The 16,650-nt window shown below is 59.0% G+C and carries 19 protein-coding genes; 11 read left to right on the top strand and 8 right to left on the bottom strand.

Features of this window, described 5'->3' with window-relative positions:
* The first annotated feature begins 142 nt into the window (after positions 1 to 142).
* The 8 genes from rpsF (at position 143) to HWX34_RS21105 (ending at position 4,932) form a co-directional block, all read left to right on the top strand.
* Complete coding sequence (gene rpsF / locus HWX34_RS11200) at positions 143 to 517, top strand: 30S ribosomal protein S6 (RefSeq protein WP_045847266.1); 375 nt, start codon at positions 143 to 145, stop codon at positions 515 to 517.
* Positions 518 to 526: 9 nt separating this feature from the next.
* On the top strand, positions 527 to 835 hold the full coding sequence (priB, locus tag HWX34_RS11205) for a primosomal replication protein N (RefSeq protein ID WP_370459724.1): 309 nt from the start codon (positions 527 to 529) through the stop codon (positions 833 to 835).
* A 5-nt stretch (positions 836 to 840) separates the two neighbouring features.
* Positions 841 to 1,068 (top strand): 30S ribosomal protein S18, encoded by a 228-nt coding sequence (gene rpsR, locus HWX34_RS11210; protein ID WP_011137185.1) that lies wholly within the window; start codon positions 841 to 843, stop codon positions 1,066 to 1,068.
* Between the two features lie 18 nt (positions 1,069 to 1,086).
* Positions 1,087 to 1,536: a 50S ribosomal protein L9 gene (rplI, locus tag HWX34_RS11215; protein WP_045847268.1), complete on the top strand. Its 450-nt coding sequence runs from the start codon at positions 1,087 to 1,089 to the stop codon at positions 1,534 to 1,536.
* Positions 1,537 to 1,799: 263 nt separating this feature from the next.
* Positions 1,800 to 3,239, top strand: a complete 1,440-nt coding sequence (locus tag HWX34_RS11220; RefSeq protein ID WP_178972314.1) for an FAD-dependent oxidoreductase — start codon at positions 1,800 to 1,802, stop codon at positions 3,237 to 3,239.
* A gap of 18 nt (positions 3,240 to 3,257) precedes the next feature.
* Positions 3,258 to 3,629 (top strand): nuclear transport factor 2 family protein, encoded by a 372-nt coding sequence (locus tag HWX34_RS11225; protein WP_178972315.1) that lies wholly within the window; start codon positions 3,258 to 3,260, stop codon positions 3,627 to 3,629.
* Between the two features lie 71 nt (positions 3,630 to 3,700).
* Positions 3,701 to 4,558, top strand: a complete 858-nt coding sequence (locus HWX34_RS11230; RefSeq protein ID WP_218645148.1) for an aromatic amino acid transport family protein — start codon at positions 3,701 to 3,703, stop codon at positions 4,556 to 4,558.
* A complete protein-coding gene (locus HWX34_RS21105; protein WP_218645149.1) occupies positions 4,552 to 4,932 on the top strand; it encodes an aromatic amino acid transport family protein in 381 nt (126 codons plus the stop codon). The genes HWX34_RS11230 and HWX34_RS21105 overlap by 7 nt, the downstream gene beginning before the upstream one ends.
* A 198-nt stretch (positions 4,933 to 5,130) precedes the next feature.
* On the opposite strand, the gene HWX34_RS11235 is transcribed toward HWX34_RS21105, so the two are convergent.
* Both HWX34_RS11235 and HWX34_RS11240 read right to left on the bottom strand, forming a co-directional pair.
* Positions 5,131 to 5,460: a DUF2322 family protein gene (locus HWX34_RS11235; RefSeq protein WP_178972316.1), complete on the bottom strand. Its 330-nt coding sequence runs from the start codon at positions 5,458 to 5,460 to the stop codon at positions 5,131 to 5,133.
* Between the two features lie 402 nt (positions 5,461 to 5,862).
* The gene (locus HWX34_RS11240) at positions 5,863 to 6,417 is read right to left on the bottom strand and encodes a hydrolase (protein WP_178972317.1); all 555 of its coding nucleotides are present in this window, start codon (positions 6,415 to 6,417) and stop codon (positions 5,863 to 5,865) included.
* 205 nt (positions 6,418 to 6,622) lie between these two features.
* Here HWX34_RS11240 and HWX34_RS11245 point away from each other — a divergent pair, with 205 nt between their 5' ends.
* The 3 genes from HWX34_RS11245 to HWX34_RS11255 all read left to right on the top strand — a co-directional run bounded on the left by HWX34_RS11245 (position 6,623) and on the right by HWX34_RS11255 (position 10,628).
* A complete protein-coding gene (locus HWX34_RS11245) occupies positions 6,623 to 9,451 on the top strand; it encodes an FAD-binding and (Fe-S)-binding domain-containing protein (RefSeq protein ID WP_178972318.1) in 2,829 nt (942 codons plus the stop codon).
* A 149-nt stretch (positions 9,452 to 9,600) separates the two neighbouring features.
* The gene (locus tag HWX34_RS11250) at positions 9,601 to 10,113 is read left to right on the top strand and encodes a GNAT family N-acetyltransferase (protein ID WP_089085569.1); all 513 of its coding nucleotides are present in this window, start codon (positions 9,601 to 9,603) and stop codon (positions 10,111 to 10,113) included.
* A complete protein-coding gene (locus HWX34_RS11255) occupies positions 10,110 to 10,628 on the top strand; it encodes a GNAT family N-acetyltransferase (protein ID WP_178972319.1) in 519 nt (172 codons plus the stop codon). The genes HWX34_RS11250 and HWX34_RS11255 overlap by 4 nt, the downstream gene beginning before the upstream one ends.
* 436 nt (positions 10,629 to 11,064) lie before the next feature.
* Here the strand turns inward: HWX34_RS11255 and HWX34_RS11260 are convergent, their stop codons facing one another.
* The 6 genes from HWX34_RS11260 to HWX34_RS11285 all read right to left on the bottom strand — a co-directional run bounded on the left by HWX34_RS11260 (position 11,065) and on the right by HWX34_RS11285 (position 16,631).
* Positions 11,065 to 12,309 (bottom strand): uracil-xanthine permease family protein, encoded by a 1,245-nt coding sequence (locus HWX34_RS11260; RefSeq protein WP_178972320.1) that lies wholly within the window; start codon positions 12,307 to 12,309, stop codon positions 11,065 to 11,067.
* 54 nt (positions 12,310 to 12,363) lie between these two features.
* On the bottom strand, positions 12,364 to 13,005 hold the full coding sequence (locus HWX34_RS11265) for a hypothetical protein (RefSeq protein WP_370459725.1): 642 nt from the start codon (positions 13,003 to 13,005) through the stop codon (positions 12,364 to 12,366).
* A 100-nt stretch (positions 13,006 to 13,105) separates the two neighbouring features.
* Positions 13,106 to 13,738 carry a uracil phosphoribosyltransferase gene (upp, locus tag HWX34_RS11270; protein ID WP_178972321.1) on the bottom strand — a complete coding sequence of 211 codons (633 nt, stop codon included), beginning with the start codon at positions 13,736 to 13,738 and terminating at the stop codon, positions 13,106 to 13,108.
* 130 nt (positions 13,739 to 13,868) lie between these two features.
* A complete protein-coding gene (locus HWX34_RS11275) occupies positions 13,869 to 14,714 on the bottom strand; it encodes an EAL domain-containing protein (protein WP_178972322.1) in 846 nt (281 codons plus the stop codon).
* A 153-nt stretch (positions 14,715 to 14,867) separates the two neighbouring features.
* The gene (gene grxD, locus HWX34_RS11280; RefSeq protein WP_045847283.1) at positions 14,868 to 15,179 is read right to left on the bottom strand and encodes a Grx4 family monothiol glutaredoxin; all 312 of its coding nucleotides are present in this window, start codon (positions 15,177 to 15,179) and stop codon (positions 14,868 to 14,870) included.
* Positions 15,180 to 15,272: 93 nt separating this feature from the next.
* Positions 15,273 to 16,631, bottom strand: a complete 1,359-nt coding sequence (locus HWX34_RS11285) for a chloride channel protein (protein ID WP_178972323.1) — start codon at positions 16,629 to 16,631, stop codon at positions 15,273 to 15,275.
* Positions 16,632 to 16,650: the final 19 nt, after the last annotated feature.

Raw genomic sequence — 16,650 nt, forward strand, 5'->3', positions numbered from 1 at the left:
GACTGCGTGGCAGGCCATCGGGCTTGCACTTACGGACGATTTAGTTTGCCCCGGCCTGCGTAAGTGCGTAGAATGCTGCGGTTTCACTACCTTGCTTTTTGCAACCGCATGGCAAAAAGCTAAATAGCCATAAGGAGTTAACATGCGTCATTACGAAATCGTGTTCATCGTCCATCCGGACCAGAGCGAACAGGTTCCGGCCATGATCGAGCGCTACAAGGGCATGGTTCTGGCCGCTGAAGGCAAGATCCACCGTCTGGAAGACTGGGGCCGTCGTCAACTGGCTTACCCGATCCAGAAGCTGCACAAAGCCCACTACGTTCTGATGAACGTTGAGTGCCAGTCCGAAACCCTGGCCGAGATCGAGCACGCCTTCAAGTTCAACGACGCTGTTCTGCGTCACCTGACCATCAAGCTGGACCGCGCCATTACCGAAGCGTCCCCGATGATGAAGGACGAAAAGGCTAAAAACCTGCTGGATTCCCAGCCGGCAGCCGAGGCCGAAGCTGCTGCCTGATAGGCAGGAGTGAAGGACTTGCAGAACCGTCTGGTATTGACCGCGACGGTCGAACGCGAAGAAGACCTGCGTTACACCCCTGCCGGAATTCCGGTAGTGGAAATGTGGGTCCGGCATCAGTCTAGACAGACTGCCGGCGGGTTCGAACGGGATGTGGCCTGTGAAATCCAGGCCGTGCTGATTGGTGAAGACGCCCGGCGACATGCTGGCAAACTGGCAGGAAACACGGTAACGCTTACCGGCTTTCTGTCCCAGCGCAGTCTGAGGAATCCGCGGTTGGTACTCAATATCGAATATGTTGAATTTGTAAAAGGTTAGTCAAAATGGCTCGTCAACTCTTCAAGCGCAAGAAGTTCTGCCGCTTCACGGCAGAAGGCATCAAGGAAATCGACTACAAATCCGTTGATCTCCTGAAAGACTTCATCGCCGAAAACGGCAAAATCATCCCGGCTCGCATTACCGGTACCAAGGCTCGCTACCAGCGTCAGCTGACCACTGCTATCAAGCGTGCTCGCTTCCTGGCTTTCCTGCCTTACACCGATCAACACTAAGCCGGGAAAGGACTTAAGATGCAAATCATTCTGCTCGAAAAAGTTGCCAACCTGGGTCAACTGGGTGACGTGGTCAAGGTTAAGAACGGTTACGCCCGTAACTTCCTGATCCCGCAAGGCAAAGCCAAGCGCGCTACCGAAAACAACCTGAAAGAGTTCGAAGCTCGTCGCGCCGAACTGGAAGCCAAGCAAGCTGAAATCCTGGCCGATGCCAAGGTTCGTGCTGAAAAGCTGGCTGAAGCTGTTATCACCATCGCGCAAAAAGCCGGTGTTGATGGCCGTCTGTTCGGTTCCGTGACCAATGTGGACGTGGCTGAAGCCGTGACCGCATTCGGCGTGGAAATCAAGCGTTTCGAAGTTCGTCTGCCGAACGGCCCGTTCAAGGCTATCGGTGAGTACGACATCGAAATCGCCCTGCACCACGACGTGGTTGCTCCGATCAAGGTTGTTGTGGTCGGCCAGGCCTGATTCCCTTATCCGGAATTGTGCTGCAAGAAAAAAGCCCGCTTATGCGGGCTTTTTTCATGGGTTGACGGTAATTTCCACCCGGCCCCAAGCCTGTTGTGTACTTGCAGGATCAAGAAGCATGCTCTTTGCTTCCTTCTGTTTTCCATTTGCTGTTTCAGTTTTTTCCCATCAATTTGACCGGCTAATTCAAATAAGCTCCCTGCTGTCCTTCCCCGGGCCTGGCATACCATCGGCCCGGTATTCGCAGTCAGGAGCATTGCCGCATGTCATCTCTCATCACCCGCTGCAGCCAGTTCAGCCCTTGGCTGAGTGCTGTGCTAGCGCAGGAAAACCCGGAAGTCCCCGTTCCTTTGATGCAGGATGTCAATGCAGATGTCTGCATTGTCGGTGGTGGATTCACCGGCCTGTGGAGTGCCATCCGTATCAAGGAAGCCAGCCCGGATACCGAAGTCGTGATGGTCGAAGCCCGTCTGTGTGGCAGTGGTGCCAGTGGCCGTAATGGCGGTTTCGTGCTCAGTCTGTGGGCCAAATACCAGTCATTGGCCAAGATGTGTGGCGAGGCCGAAGCCCTGCGCCTGTGCCAGCTGTCGTCACAGGCCATTTTCGAGCTGGAGACCTTTTGCCAGCAGCACGACATTGCTGCCCAGCTGCGGCTGGACGGCTGGCTGTGGGCTGCCACCACTACTGCCCAGCTAGGCAGTTGGGAAAGCACGGCCAGCCAACTGGAGCGCCTGGGTCAATCACCTTTTCTGCGTCTGGCTGCCGGACAGGCGGCGCAACTGGGTGGTTCCAGCCTGCATCTGGATGGTGTGTTCGAGCCGGTGTCGGCCTCGATCCAGCCGGCCATGCTGGCACGTGGCCTGTTGCGTCATGCCCGCAAGCTTGGGGTCAAGGTGTATGAGTCTTCACCGATGCAGCGGCTGGAAGCAGGCTTCCCGGCCCGGGTGCAATGTGCGCAGGGCAGCGTGCGTGCCAGCAAGGTGATTCTGGCCATGAATGCCTGGGCCGCGCAGTTTGCCGACATCCGCAAGGCCTTTGTCGTGGTATCCAGTGATGTGGTGATGACACGCCCCTTGCCGGACTTGCTGCAGTCTATCGGCTGGGTCAATGGTATGACCATCTCCGATAGCCGCATGCTGGTGCATTACTACCGCACCACGCCGGATGGCTGCATCGTATTTGGCAAAGGCGGTGGCAGTGAGCAGCTGGTGTATGGGGGCCGGCTGGCCGAAAAGCTGAATGGGCCATCAGACATTGCAGACACGGTGGCTGTCCATTTGCGCCGTGCCTATCCGGGCGTGCAGGCCGCCGATGTCGTCAGCAACTGGACCGGCCCCATCGACCGCACTTTTAACGGCTTGCCGCATTTCGGTGCGCTGCCGCAGCAGCCGAATGTGCTCTACGCCATCGGCTATTCCGGTAATGGCGTCGGCCCCTCCATGCTGGGAGGCCGTATCCTGGCGGCGCTGGCACTCGGGCAAGACAACGAATGGGCGCGCTGTGGTCTGGTGCAGGGCTTGCAGCGCGACTTCCCTCCCGAACCCATACGCTATATCGGTGGCCGTCTGGTGCGCCATGCGGTGGGGCAGGTCGATCTGGCCGCCGATGAAAACCGTCAGCCGTCCTGGCTGATGCAGCTGTTGAGCAAGCTGGCACCTGCCGGCCTGTCGCCAACCAAGAATACCGGGCCATCTTCCCGCTAGACCGAACTGGAGAACCGCATGTCTTGCTCGTCTGATATCGAACAGATCCGCCAGGCACTCACTGCCTATTACCAGGCCCTGTATTACGGCCGCCCGGAAAAACTGGCTGAGGCCTTCCGTCCCGATGCCATGCTGCTTGGCGACATTGACGGTAACGAGTCACGGCTGGACCAGACCCAATACCGCAATCTGCTGCAAACACGCGTTTCGCCGCATGCACAGGGTGAGCCTTATGGCTTGCAGATCGGTGAAATCCGCCTGTGCGGCAATGCCGCCATGGCCGAGCTGCAAACGCCATTGGCCGGGAAGGTGTTCACCGATTACGTCTCGCTGTGCAAGCGCCAGGGGCGTTGGCGTATCGCCTTCAAACTGTACTCCCATACGCAGTGAAACCTGTTGCCGGCTGCGTCGGTGTGGTTTCCACGCTGACCGGCTGCATGTCATACATCCCCGGAGCTTTCATGCATTCAAGTGAACTGGCGGCTGAGCCGTCCCATGCAGACTCTGGCCTTCTGGTGCAGCCCATCAGCAGGCTGGAAACCATCGGCATCATTTTTGGCACCAATATCGGGGCTGGTGTGCTGGGCATCGCTTTTGCAGCGCGCAAGACCGGATATGTCCCACTGTTGCTATGTCTGGCACTGACCTGTGTGTTGTGCACCATCACCATGCTCTACCTGACGGAAGTAGCACTGCGTACCCGTGGCAATCATCAGCTTAGCGGTCTGGCACGGCGCTATCTGGGTGGTGCGGGCGGCTGGTTGCTGTTTCTGGCGGTGGCGGCCAACAGCTTTGGCGCGTTGACGGCTTACATGGCCGGTAGTGGCAGCATCATGTTGGACTTGCTCGGTGCTTATGGCATGAGCAGGGAGCTGGGTAGCATCCTGTTCATCGTGCCGTCGGTCGCGGTGTTGTATCTGGGGCTGAAGGTACTGGGTGCCGGTAACAAGCTGATCAGCATCAGCATGATTGTCATCATCCTGGCATTGATTATGGCCTCCATCGTCAGTCAGGATGCGCGGCTGAGTAATCTGTGGCTCAGTCACTGGCAGTATGTGGTGCCGGTATTCAATCTGGCCGTGTTTGTGTTTGGCGCGCAGTTTCTGGTACCGGAACTGGTGCGCGGCAACCTGACTGCACCGCGCAAGCTGCCCGGTCTCATTGTGGCCGGCATGGCGCTGACCTTTGTCTTTGTCGCGCTTATTCCGGCGTCGGTGATTGCCCTGGTTGGCAGCGACAACCTGACCCAGGTAGCCACACTAAGCTGGGGCAATGGGCTTACTACACCGCCAATATCTTCGCCTTGCTGGCCATGCTGACTTCCTACTGGGGCCTGGGTGGCTGCCTGTTCACCAATATCTTCGACCACTTCCGTCTGGGGAGCGAACAGCAAACAGGCAAACGCCTGCTGGTACTGGTTGTGGTTGCCCTGCCGCCATTCCTGCTGGCGTATTCGGGTATTGCCAGCTTCGTCAATGCGCTGTACTTCGCCGGCACATTTGGTGGTGTGCTGATGGGCATCATTCCGGTGCTGCTGCTGAATGCGGCACGGCGACGAGGCGATGTGAGTAGCGAGTTCGTTTGTGGCTGGTATGCCCACCGCAGTGTGCAGTGGCTGATTGTCGCCACCTTCTTCTTCAGTGGGGTGTATGCGGTGATATCGCTGTTTGGTGTGCTGCCGGAGAGCTGGTAACAAGCTAAAACGCCTGCACCTGCTAGCGCAAGTAAGCCTTGACCGACCTGGCACAGGCCGGGTCAGTCAGGCGAAGGCTGGTGGCTTAGCGCGGCTGACAAAATAGCGTAGCGTCCCTGGGGCAAGGCGCGCCGAGGCCGACAGTACAAGGGTACGGCAAGGAAGCGCAACGCAGCAGCAGGTTTTTGTTAGCGGCTCTTAGTCGTTTTCCAGTACGATGCGGGCGCGCAGGCCGGGGGCATTTTCTTCGGCAATGGCCAGCAGGCGATCGATATTCGGATGTTTACCCGGATTCAGACGCGCGTCGGCAGTATGTTCCGCGTACAACTGCAGGCCTTCCTGGGCTGCTGCGCGGTTGATGTGGCTGTGTTTCTTGATCAGGGCATGGTAAACCCGTACCGAACCGGCGGTGCCCGGCTTGTTTTCCAGACGGGTGAGGGTTTCACCGGCGGCATCCAGTAGCACAATAGCGGCGATGCCATCGGTGGCGGGCAAGGTTTCCAGAATATCCTTGAAGCTGGTGGTCATGAAGTGTGTGTCCTGCATGGGGTGGTGGTTGTCGGAATGAGTGCCGATGCTAGCACAGTCCGTCCGCTGCGCTACAGGGAGAGCCGGGCGCAGGCTGGTGCGTGTGGAAAAGTGAGTGCACCATCGTGGTGCCATCGCTGCTTGTATAGGATGGGGAATGGCTGACGGACGTGGCTTGAAATTTTTTATAAGCAATAAAATCAAATGCTTGGAGTTTCTGGCACGCCATTTGCTATATTTTGGGCAGTAGCTGGCGACGGGTGATTGCTCCCTCCTCCTTGCAATCACCGTCCTGCGCCAGTCTGCAAAGGAGAAAACAGAGCGGCATAGCCGCCATCGGGCAGTCTGGCCGAAGAGACCACTCTTCGGCCAGACGTCCATCCCGGCAGCTGTCCATCTGGTTCAGTCCGGCTGCACACCCATCAGATACTTCTTGCTCATGGCCTTGAACAGTTCACTGCCAGCGACGCCAAGCATTTCAAACAGCACCATTTCCCTACTGACCAATACCGCCCCTGCCGCCTGCATGCGTTGCAAGCCCAGTTGCTTGTCGCTGTCACGACGGCTGGCCACCGCATCGGCCACCACAAACACCTGCTTGCCCTGTGCCAGTAATTGCAGCACCGTCTGCAAGACACAGACATGGGTTTCCATGCCGCAGACAATCACCTGTTTGCGTGCCAGCAGGCTGTCGGGCAGACAGTCGGCCGCCACGCAGGAGAAGTGCAGTTTTTCCACCACGCTGGCTTGGGGAGCCAGTGCCAGCAGGCTGGCTTCGGTGTGGCCCAGGCCACGCGGATATTGTTCGGAAAACACGATGGGCAAGCCGGTATCGTGGGCCACGCCCACCAGCCACAGGCTGGCTGCCAGCATGGCGTCGGCCTGGTCCACCGCCGGTAACAGCTTGTCCTGGATATCCACTACCAGCAATGTGGCTTGATCAATCTGCATCAGCATGTCGCGGTCCTTTTCTGTGCTGTTTCATCGGTAATCCTTCAGGCTGACAGGGTAATCCCTTGATGGGCAGAAATGCCAGATGTGGCACTATGCCGCTTCAACATTCTTGGGACCATCTGCCCGTTGCTGTAGTTCTGCGGGAGGTGTGCGCAACCTGGCGTGGCAAGCCGACACAGAACAGCTGCCCGCGCCGCGGAGAGAGTTCATGCTGCAAGGTGCTTACCGGCTGTTTCATCAAGCCATTGTCGATGTGATCGACGCCAAACGGGTCTTTACCGATCCACTGTCCACCCTGGCTTACGGGACGGATGCGTCCTGTTACCGGCTGGTGCCGAAAATTGTCATCCAGACCCATTCCGAGGCCGAAGTGCAGGCGGTGCTGGCCCAGGCCGCGGCATTGAAATTGCCGGTCACCTTCCGCGCCGCCGGGACTTCGCTATCCGGCCAGGCGGTGAGTGATTCCATTCTGGTGGTGGCCAATCACGGTTGGAAAGACCTGCAAGTGCTGGATGAGGGGCGGGCCATCCGCCTGCAACCGGGGGTGATCGGCGCGGCGGCCAATGCCGCCTTGCTGCCGTTTGGCCGCAAGATCGGCCCCGACCCGGCCACCATCAATTCGGCGATGATAGGCGGCATTGTCAGCAACAACTCCAGCGGCATGTGCTGCGGTACTGCGCAAAACACCTACCAGACCATCAAGAGTCTGCGACTGGTGCTGGCCGACGGCACGGTGCTGGACACCGGCGATGCTGCCAGTGTGGCAGCCTTCCGCCAATCCCATGCCGGCCTGCTGGCCGGGCTGGATGCACTGGCAGGCCGTATCCGTGCCGACGGCGAGCTGGAAGCGCGTATCCGCCGCAAGTACAAGATGAAGAACACCACCGGCTACAGCCTGAATGCGCTGGTGGATTTTGCCGATCCGCTGGACATGCTGCTGCACCTGATCGTCGGCAGCGAAGGCACGCTGGCGTTTGTGTCCGAGGCGACTTACCACACGGTGGAAGAGCTGCCCAATAAGGCCTCGGCGCTGGTGTTGTACCCCACCATCAAGGATGCCTGTGACGCCATCCAGTTGCTGGCACAGCACAAGGATGTGGTGTCCTCGGCCGAACTGTTGGACCGCGCCAGCTTGCGCTCGGTGGAAAACAAGGCCGGGGTGCCGGCGGAGCTCAAGACGCTGGGCGACGAGGCTGCCGCCATCCTGATCGAAACCCGTGCCCGCGATGCAGTCGCACTCAGCGCGCAGATCGAGGCCATCTGTGCTTATGTTGCGGGTATTCCCAATCTGTCCGGTATTCGTTTTACCGATGTGGCCGAGGAATACACCCGCTTGTGGAATATCCGCAAGGGTATGTTCCCCAGTGTAGGCGCCATGCGTGCGGCGGAAACTACGGTCATCATCGAAGACGTGGTGTTCCCCATCGAACATCTGGCCGAAGGCACGCTCAAGCTGCAGGCCTTGTTCCGCCAGTACCATTACGACGAAGCCATCATCTTCGGCCATGCGCTGGAGGGTAACCTGCACTTCGTGTTCACGCCCAATTTCTCCGGCGAAGCCGAAATCAAGCGCTACGAAGCCTTTATCGAGGACGTGTGCAAGCTGGTGGCAGTGGAATACGAAGGGGCAGTCAAGGCCGAGCACGGCACCGGCCGCAATATGGCACCGTTTGTCGAGATGGAATGGGGCCCGGCGGCGTATCGCATCATGCAGGAGCTTAAAGCCCTGTTCGACCCGGATGGCATTCTGAATCCGGACGTGATCATCACCCACGATAAGCTGCTGCATATCCGCAACCTGAAGCCGATTCCCTCGGCCAATACGCTGATCGACAAGTGCATTGAGTGTGGTTTCTGCGAAGTGATGTGCCCCAGCCGCGCCATTACCCTGACGCCGCGCCAGCGCATTGTCGCCAACCGCGAAATGGCCTCGCTGGAACAAAGCGGCAAGGACCCATCCCGGCTGGAGGCATTGCGTGAAAGCTACCAGTTTGCCGGTGATGAAACCTGTACTACCTGTGGGCTGTGCGAATCCGCCTGTCCGGTGGGTATCAACACCGGCGCGCTCACCAGTCAGCTGCGCCAGCAGAATCTGAGCGATACCGGCTGGGCGCTGGCCAACACCCTGGCCAGCCACTATGGCACCGCCACCGCCGGTGCACGCCTTGGCTTGCGCGCACTGCAAACCGTGCAAAGTGTGGCCGGTAATGCCGCCACCGGGGTGCTGATGCGTAGCTTGCGCCGCGTGGTGGGCCGGCGTATTCCGTACTGGACACCATACTTCCCGCGTGCTGCCAGCAAGTTGCGGCTGGATGCTGGCAAACCGGGTGAGCGCAAGGTGGTGTACCTGCCATCCTGTCTCACGCGCACCTTTGCTCCGGCCAAGGCGCAGCCGGACCTGCGCCCGTTGAACGAGGTGGTGGCCTCGGTACTGGGCAAGGCGGGTTATGAGATTGTCTACCCGCAGCAGATGGACGGCCTGTGCTGCGGCACACCATTCAAGTCCAAGGGCGCAGCCGATGCTGCCGCCAGTAAGCTGTCCGAACTGGAAACAGCCTTGCTGCAGGCCAGTGACAATGGCCGCTGGCCGGTGATTGTCGACAATGGCGTGTGTACCGCCAGCATGCTCGAAGGGCTGCAGGACACGCGTCTGCAAGTGTATGACGTCACCCGCTTTGTACAGGAAGTGGCTGCCGAACATCTGGCCTTCACCCCGCAGCAAGAAAGCGTGGCCTTGCATGTGGTGTGCTCCATGCGCAAGACCGGTCAGGCCGCCATGCTGAATGCGCTGGCCAAACGTTGCGCCAGCACGGTGGTAGAACCACAGGGCATCACCTGCTGCGGCTTTGCCGGAGACAAGGGCTTTAGCCATCCTGAGCTCAACAGCAGTGCACTCACCGGCCTCAAAGCACAGGTGAAAGACTGCGGCAGCGGCTTCTCCAACAGCGTGACTTGTGAGATCGGCCTGTCGGCCAATGGCGGCATTCCCTACCAGAACCTGATGTATCTGGTGGACAAGGCCTGCCGCAGCCGCTGAGCGCTCTGGTTCACTTGCTGAGCGATGCAGCCCCGTTTTCAGTAATGAAACGGGGCTGTTGCTTGTTAAAACCGCTTGTTTACTCGCCATTCTGTTGCTAATGATGTCATGCTATCTGGCTGGAACCTGCCTTACGGGAGCATTGCCGCATGTCATTTCATATCCGCCGCATCGAGCCGGAAGACGCCGCCGCCATGGCGCGGCTGCAATCCGCCCCCGGCGTGGTACGCCATACTTCACAGCAGCCCTACCAGTCGGCCGCCGACTGGCAGCACAAGCTGCAACAGCTGTCTCCATCCTGTCACTGGCTGGTGGCCTGTGATGCTGCTGACGAAGTGATCGCCAGCGCCGGGCTCACCATCCTGCCGCAGGCGCGTTGCCGCCATGTGGCCGACCTGTTCCTGCTGGTCCGTGATGAATGGCAGGGCAAGGGTGTGGGGCGCGCACTGATGCAGGCCTTGCTGGAGCTGTCCGATAACTGGCTGGGGCTGATCCGGCTGCAACTGATGGCCCAGCAGGACAATCAGCGCGCCATTGCGCTGTATGAGCGCTTTGGCTTCCAGCATGAGGGCGTGGTGCGGCAGGACATCCTGCAAGATGGCCGTTATGTGGACAGCGTGGTGATGGCACGGCTGCACTGGCCAGCAGGGGGACAGGCATGAGCTCGTACCACATTCGCAAACCGGGTCCGGCAGATGCCGCAGCACTGCGCGCGCTGATGAGCGATCCGCTCTGTTACGGCAATACCCTGCAGCTCCCTTATCCCTCCATCCAGCTGTGGCAACAGCGGCTGGCGGCTAGCGATCCGCTGCATCATGCGCTATTGCTGGAAACGGCCGAAGGCCAGGTGATTGCCCATGGTTCACTGTGGCGGGAATGTGCACCAAGACTCGCGCATGGCGCCAGCCTGGGCATGGCGGTGCAGCGCGAATGGCAAGGGCAGGGGGTGGGTTCCGCCTTGCTGCAGGCCATGCTGGACTTGGCCGATAACTGGCTGGGCCTGCACCGGGTGGAACTGACGGTATTCACCGACAATGCCGCTGCGTTGGGCTTGTACCGCAAACATGGCTTTGTCGAAGAGGCCTGTTTGCGCGCGTATGCCCTGCGTAATGGGCGTTATGAAGATGTGTTGAAAATGGCCAGACTACGCCCCATACCCTTGCATGGACCGGTCTAGAATCAGAACAAAAAAATAACGCCATCGACAGATGGCGTTTTCAATGTCACAATAAAGGAGTTTGCTGTCTGCCCCTGACGGCAGTGGCTTGCTGATGCACAGCAAGCCCTGAAGAAACTTCAACAGAGTTTCAACATTATCCAATCTGCCCGGCAAGCTGTCGTTCATCATCCGGACATGAAGCGGTAATATTGCGACGTATCTGATTTATATAAAGAAAAAGCGCGGATAGTCCGCGCTTCAGGCTGCTGACAAAGTTATTTGATGCGATTGTACTGGACCCGGCAAAGCCGGGCCTTTCGATTAAGCTATTGCTTCCGCAGCCTTCCCATCTATTCCCTATCCCCCACCCTTGCCTTGCTAATTGAAGAAGGGCGCCTCGCTTTCCTCTCAGAAAGCGAGAAGGGGTTGTCTGTATTGCAGCCTGCTCAGGTGTTCAGATGTCCTGCCCTTCGACAATGCCGTCATGGCTGGCGGAGGATTTGGGCAGAATCAGGTTCAGCGCCATGGCCAGAATCGAGCACAGACCCACGCCGGCCAGTTCCAGCCCGCCCAGTTTCAGCGTCAGGCCACCGATACCGGCAGTCAGCACGACCGAAATGATCACCAGATTGCGCGGCTGCATCAGGTCCACCTTGGCTTCAATCAGCGTTTTCAGGCCGATGGAGGCGATGGTACCGAACAGCAGCACCATGATGCCGCCCATCACCGGCATGGGGATGGATTGCAGCAGGGCATTGAACTTGCCGAAGAAGGCCATGCAGATGGCAAATACGGCGGCCCAGGTCATGGTGACCGGGTTGAAGTTGCGGGTAATCATCACCGCGCCGGTCACTTCGGCATAGGTGGTCACCGGAGGACCGCCGATCAGGCCGGCCACGCACACACCCAGGCCATCACCCATCAGGGTGCGATGCAGGCCCGGCGTCTTGGTGAAGTCCTTGCCGGTGACGCCGCCAATGGCCATTACACCACCGATATGTTCAATGGACGGGGCAATGGCCACCGGCAGCATGAACAGCGCGGCAGACCAGTTGACCTCCGGGCTGTGGAATACCGGTGCGGCAAACCACGGGGCATTGGCCAGCTTGGCAAAATCCACCACGCCCAGGAAGGCGGCGGCGATATAACCCACGGTGACGCCGGCCAGGATGGGCACCAGCTTGAACATGCCACGGGCGTAGATGGACACGATGATGGTGGTGGCCAGCGAAATCGCGGCCAGCAGCATGGAGGTTTCATACGGCATGATCTGCTTGCCGCCAGCCTGGCCCATGGCCATGCCGGAGGCTGCGGTAGCGACCGACAGACCGATGATCATGATGACCGGGCCGATCACCACCGGCGGCAGCAGCTTGTTGACCATGGCCATGCCACGCCAACGCACGATGGCGGCAAACACGAAGTACATGAAACCTGCGGCAAACAGGCCGAACATGGTGGCACCCTGGCCCCAGGTATGCATGGAGTAGATGATGGGGCCGATAAAGGCAAAGGAGCTGCCCAGGAAAATGGGTACCTGACGACCGGTACACAGCTGGAACAGCAAGGTGCCGATGCCGGCACCGAGCAAGGCCATGGCCGGGTTGAGGCCGGTCAGCAGCGGAACCAGAACCAGTGCGCCAAAAGCGACGAACAGGATCTGGGCGCCGGAGATGGCCACCTTCACGTGTTGGAACATAATGGGATTTCCCTGTTTTTGTTGAAATTGAAATGGGCTTGGTCTGACGCTGACTCAGACCGTGCAATACATGATGGCCTGGGCAATGATGTTGCTCTGCTCGCTGGCCAGCACGCTGTGTTGCCGGAAGTCCTGCACCATGGCCTGTACCCGTGAATAGGTATCGAAGTTGGGCAAGGGACGATAGGCAATGTCCACGCCCAGCCGCGCCGCCACCTTCTTGATGGTGGTGGGCTTGATGCACACATGCACATCCGGCTGGCTGTAGGCCAGAAAGCAGGTCACTACCGGCCACTTGGCCGGATTGGCATTGCCGTCGTTGCGGCACAGCTGCAGCACTTCGACAAAGTCAGAAAAACTGTCCGGGCCAAACTGGTGTAACAGGCGATACAAGACCTGGGCAAACGGCAGGTGCACATCGCGAAAGCCCAGGTAATTGCGAAACGCCATCTTCTCGAAAGTGCTTACCGTGGTGCTGCGGCCTATGATCTGGCGGCAGGTTTCGCTGATGGCGGCCAGATTGCCGTCATTCAGCGCCTGCTGCATGGTTTTCTCACTCAAACCTTGCTGACAAAGCGTGATGACGCTGTCCACGCTGCGGTGTTTTTTGGCCAGTGCCTGCCATGCGGCATCCTGCAAGCCGTCGGGAAAGCGCAGCAGAAAATCCTGATCAATCGCCTGATGGGGACTCAACACGGTAGGCCTTCCTTGTATACGGGGCAGGGGCGGCATGGCCTGCAAAAAACGCCGCTACTTCGGTTGAAGATGAGCGGCGTGTTGCTGGCATGGGCAGGACTCAAACGTGCTTGGTGCCGAAAATCTTGTCACCGGCATCACCCAGGCCCGGAATGATGTAGCCGTTTTCATTCAGATGGCTGTCCAGCGATGCCGCGTACAGTTGCACGTCCGGATGGGCATCGTTGACCACCTTCACGCCTTCCGGGGCTGCTACCATCACCACGGCCTTGATCTGCTTGCAGCCTTTGCGCTTGAGCAGTTCGATGGTGGCCACCATGGAGCCGCCGGTTGCCAGCATCGGGTCGATGATGATGGCGATGCGCTCGTCCAGGCTGTCGACGAATTTTTCGAAGTAGGACACCGGCTCCAGCGTTTCTTCGTTGCGGGCCAGGCCCACCACGCTGATCTTGGCGGAAGGCACCAGATCCAGCACGCCGTCCAGCATGCCGATACCGGCGCGCAGGATGGGAACGACCGTGACTTTCTTGCCCTTGATTTGCTGCACGTCGATCTTGCCGCACCAGCCGTCGATGGTGGTGGCTTCCAGTTCGAAGTCACGCGTGGCTTCGTAGGCCAGCAGACGTGCCAGTTCCTGGGTGAGCTGGCGGAATTTCATGGTGCTGATATCGCCTTCGCGCAGCAGGCCAAGTTTATGCTGTACCAGCGGATGGTTGACTACGTGGATATTCATGTTTTTGTTCCCAACCTTGCGAAAAAGCTGCCGATGCCGGTCTTGTGAACCGCAATGGCAGCTTGTTTCAGATATGCGAAACCGGCCTTGTTGCCGCGGCCGGTCTTTGAATGAGGTATGGGGCGATATTCTACCGCTTTTCCCAGCTGGAAATCCACGGGATTAACCCTGATGCAGGCAATGGCGCCGAGCAGATATAACCTTGTACTGCATTGCAACCCAGTTCTGTCAGGACAGAGAGGTCTCCGGCATCTTCCACGCCCATGCCAATGGTCTGCAGGCCTTCACGTTGCCCCAGCTCCAGGGCTTCTTGCAGGATGGCACGCAAGTGCTGGTTATCCCCTGCGCCATGGACAAAGGCACGATCGGTTTTCAGGCCGCTGAAGTGACTGGACTTGAGTTTGTCGGTCAGCCCCACGCCAATGCCGAACTCATCCACCATCACGCCAAAACCGGCCTGGCGCAGTGTAGCCAGCTGGGTGTCGGCTACCGTCCAGTGCTGGCGTAAGGTGCTCTCGGAAAACTCCAGAGTCAGGTTGGCAGCGGTCAATCCGGCCAGACGTGTTTTCTGGGTAAGGTGGGAGCTCAGTTGCGGGTCGGCCAGCAACTGGGCCGAGAGGTTGATCGATACATTCAGGTCGAAACCCTGATCCAGCCAGTCGCGGCAGGCATACAGGGACTTTTCCAGAATCAGTTCGGTCAGTTCGCGAATCATGCCACGCTCTTCCATCACCGGCACAAAGGTGATGGGGGACAGCACGCCCAGCGCCGGGTGACGCCAGCGCGCCAGCGCTTCGGCACCGATCACGCGGCGGGTCTGGATGTTCACAATCGGCTGGAAATACGGTACCAGCTGGTCGTTGACCAGGGCTTTCCAGATTTCATCAATCGGCATGGCCGTGCCACCGTTGGCAGTCAACGGGCTGGCACTTTGGTCCGGAGCGGCATAGAAGCCGTCAGCTTGGGAGGAGGTCATGTCTGTCAGGTATCCGCTACGAAAAGGGCGCTGCCTTGCCTGTCTGTTATGGCTGAATTGTAAGACAGGGAATTCCGGGTGGATATGTGCATCTTGAAAATGACGCAAAAAAACCCGGCATGGCCGGGTTTTGGAGCATACGTGTGACCGGGTTTACAGGCCTTCGAGCACTTGTTGCAGTTCGCCGGACTGATACATCTCGTACATGATGTCCGAACCGCCAATGAATTCACCCTTCACGTACAGCTGCGGAATGGTCGGCCAGTTGGAGAATTCCTTGATGCCCTGGCGGATTTCCGGGTCTTGCAGCACGTCAACGGTCTTGATGGTTTCTACGCCACAGGCTTTCAGGATTTGCACTGCGCGCGAGGAAAAGCCGCACTGCGGAAACTGGGCCGAACCTTTCATGAACAACACAACCGGGTTTTCGGTAACGGTCTGCTTGATGATTTCCTGGGTATCCATGGGGAATTCCTTGCTGTGAAAGGGCCGGCGCCGGGCTGACCCTGAATACTTGACTGAATCAATGGGTTATTGTACGTAAGCGGGCCGTCCCGGTCAATTTGCCTGATGACGTGCGCGCAGCTGGCGCAGGAATATCTCCGCCTGGCCATCATACAAGGCATGCCGGTTCATGAAGCGCGACACATTGGCTGCCATCAGGGCTGTGGCCATCAGCGGGATGATCATGGTGGACGAGGATGAAGTCATTTCCATCACTATGACAAAGCCGGTCATCGGTGCGCGGGTCATGCCGGAGAAAAACGCCACCATACCCAACAGCACCATGGCAGCCTGGGGCAAAAACGGCAGCAGCAATGATATGTTCAGACCAAAGCCTGCGCCCACCGCCAAGGAGGGGGCAAACATGCCGCCGGGTGCGCCGCTGATATAGGTGATGATCAGCGACAGCAGCTTGAGAATGCCGTATTCCTGCATGCTGCTGCCGCCACCTTCAATGATTTCCTTGGCACGAAAATAGCCGGTGCCAAAAGTGATGCCATCGCTGCCAATACCGATCAAGGCCAGCAGCAAGCCACAGGCAATGGCAAACAGGATGGGGTAGTGGCTGCGCCAGTCATGCAAGGGGCCAGGCAGGCGGTCGGCCAGCGCCAGAATAGCGCGTGAAGTCAGCCCGCCGATGATGCCGCCGATAAGGCCGCACACCGGAATGGCCATCCAGCCCGAGCGCAGTTCCAGCGCGACGGACACCACGCCGAAATAGTTGTAATCGCCCAATACGGCAATGGCAGTGATACCGGCCAGAATCACCGACAGCAAGATGGTGGAGCTGGCGCGCTGGTCGAAGGTGCGGCCCATTTCCTCGATGGCGAACACAATGCCGGCCAGCGGGGTGTTGAAGGCCGCCGCTACGCCAGCGGCTGCACCGGCCAGGATAAAGCTGCGTGCCACGCCCTCATGGCGCAAGGCGGCCTCGCGATTAAGGGAATACTTGATGGCGGCACCCACCTGCACGATGGGGCCTTCATAACCCATGGTGGAACCACAGCCCACGCCGATCAGCGTCAGTACCATTTTGCCCACGGCAGCGCGCATGGTCAGGATGCGCGCGCGCAGCGCATGCATGCCCGGCTGCATGGCAATGATGGTTTGTGGAATGCCGCCGCCGCCAGCCCCTTCAAAACAGGTGCGCAACAGCCAGACCGACATCCCGAGGCCGGCCGGAGTGATCAACAGCGCCCAAAACGGCGATTGGTCGTAAATCTGGTAGAACAGCGCGTGTGACAGATGGCTGCCATTGGCAAATACGGCGGCCACCAGGCCGATGAGGATGGCGGCAATCCAGATAGGTGCCCGGCGTCGCCATAGTGCCACGGACAAATACAGATATCTCAGGCGGCGGCTGGCGCGCAGGCCGTGCTGGCCCAGGCGCCGGGCGACTCTGGAGTCGGACATGGGGGTGGGAACTCCATCG

This window comes from Aquitalea sp. LB_tupeE (assembly GCF_013391415.1).
Classification (GTDB): domain Bacteria; phylum Pseudomonadota; class Gammaproteobacteria; order Burkholderiales; family Chromobacteriaceae; genus Aquitalea.

Coding starts and splice junctions, on each gene's coding strand:
- HWX34_RS11220 (WP_178972314.1), top strand. CDS start 1,800: ATGTCATCTCTCATCACCCGCTGCAGCCAGTTCAGCCCTTGGCTGAGT.
- HWX34_RS11240 (WP_178972317.1), bottom strand. CDS start 6,417: ATGCTGATGCAGATTGATCAAGCCACATTGCTGGTAGTGGATATCCAG.
- upp (WP_178972321.1), bottom strand. CDS start 13,738: ATGAATATCCACGTAGTCAACCATCCGCTGGTACAGCATAAACTTGGC.
- rpsR (WP_011137185.1), top strand. CDS start 841: ATGGCTCGTCAACTCTTCAAGCGCAAGAAGTTCTGCCGCTTCACGGCA.
- HWX34_RS11225 (WP_178972315.1), top strand. CDS start 3,258: ATGTCTTGCTCGTCTGATATCGAACAGATCCGCCAGGCACTCACTGCC.
- HWX34_RS11235 (WP_178972316.1), bottom strand. CDS start 5,460: ATGACCACCAGCTTCAAGGATATTCTGGAAACCTTGCCCGCCACCGAT.
- HWX34_RS11255 (WP_178972319.1), top strand. CDS start 10,110: ATGAGCTCGTACCACATTCGCAAACCGGGTCCGGCAGATGCCGCAGCA.
- HWX34_RS11230 (WP_218645148.1), top strand. CDS start 3,701: ATGCATTCAAGTGAACTGGCGGCTGAGCCGTCCCATGCAGACTCTGGC.
- HWX34_RS11245 (WP_178972318.1), top strand. CDS start 6,623: ATGCTGCAAGGTGCTTACCGGCTGTTTCATCAAGCCATTGTCGATGTG.
- grxD (WP_045847283.1), bottom strand. CDS start 15,179: ATGGATACCCAGGAAATCATCAAGCAGACCGTTACCGAAAACCCGGTT.
- HWX34_RS11260 (WP_178972320.1), bottom strand. CDS start 12,309: ATGTTCCAACACGTGAAGGTGGCCATCTCCGGCGCCCAGATCCTGTTC.
- HWX34_RS11275 (WP_178972322.1), bottom strand. CDS start 14,714: ATGACCTCCTCCCAAGCTGACGGCTTCTATGCCGCTCCGGACCAAAGT.
- rplI (WP_045847268.1), top strand. CDS start 1,087: ATGCAAATCATTCTGCTCGAAAAAGTTGCCAACCTGGGTCAACTGGGT.
- HWX34_RS21105 (WP_218645149.1), top strand. CDS start 4,552: ATGCTGACTTCCTACTGGGGCCTGGGTGGCTGCCTGTTCACCAATATC.
- HWX34_RS11285 (WP_178972323.1), bottom strand. CDS start 16,631: ATGTCCGACTCCAGAGTCGCCCGGCGCCTGGGCCAGCACGGCCTGCGC.
- rpsF (WP_045847266.1), top strand. CDS start 143: ATGCGTCATTACGAAATCGTGTTCATCGTCCATCCGGACCAGAGCGAA.
- HWX34_RS11250 (WP_089085569.1), top strand. CDS start 9,601: ATGTCATTTCATATCCGCCGCATCGAGCCGGAAGACGCCGCCGCCATG.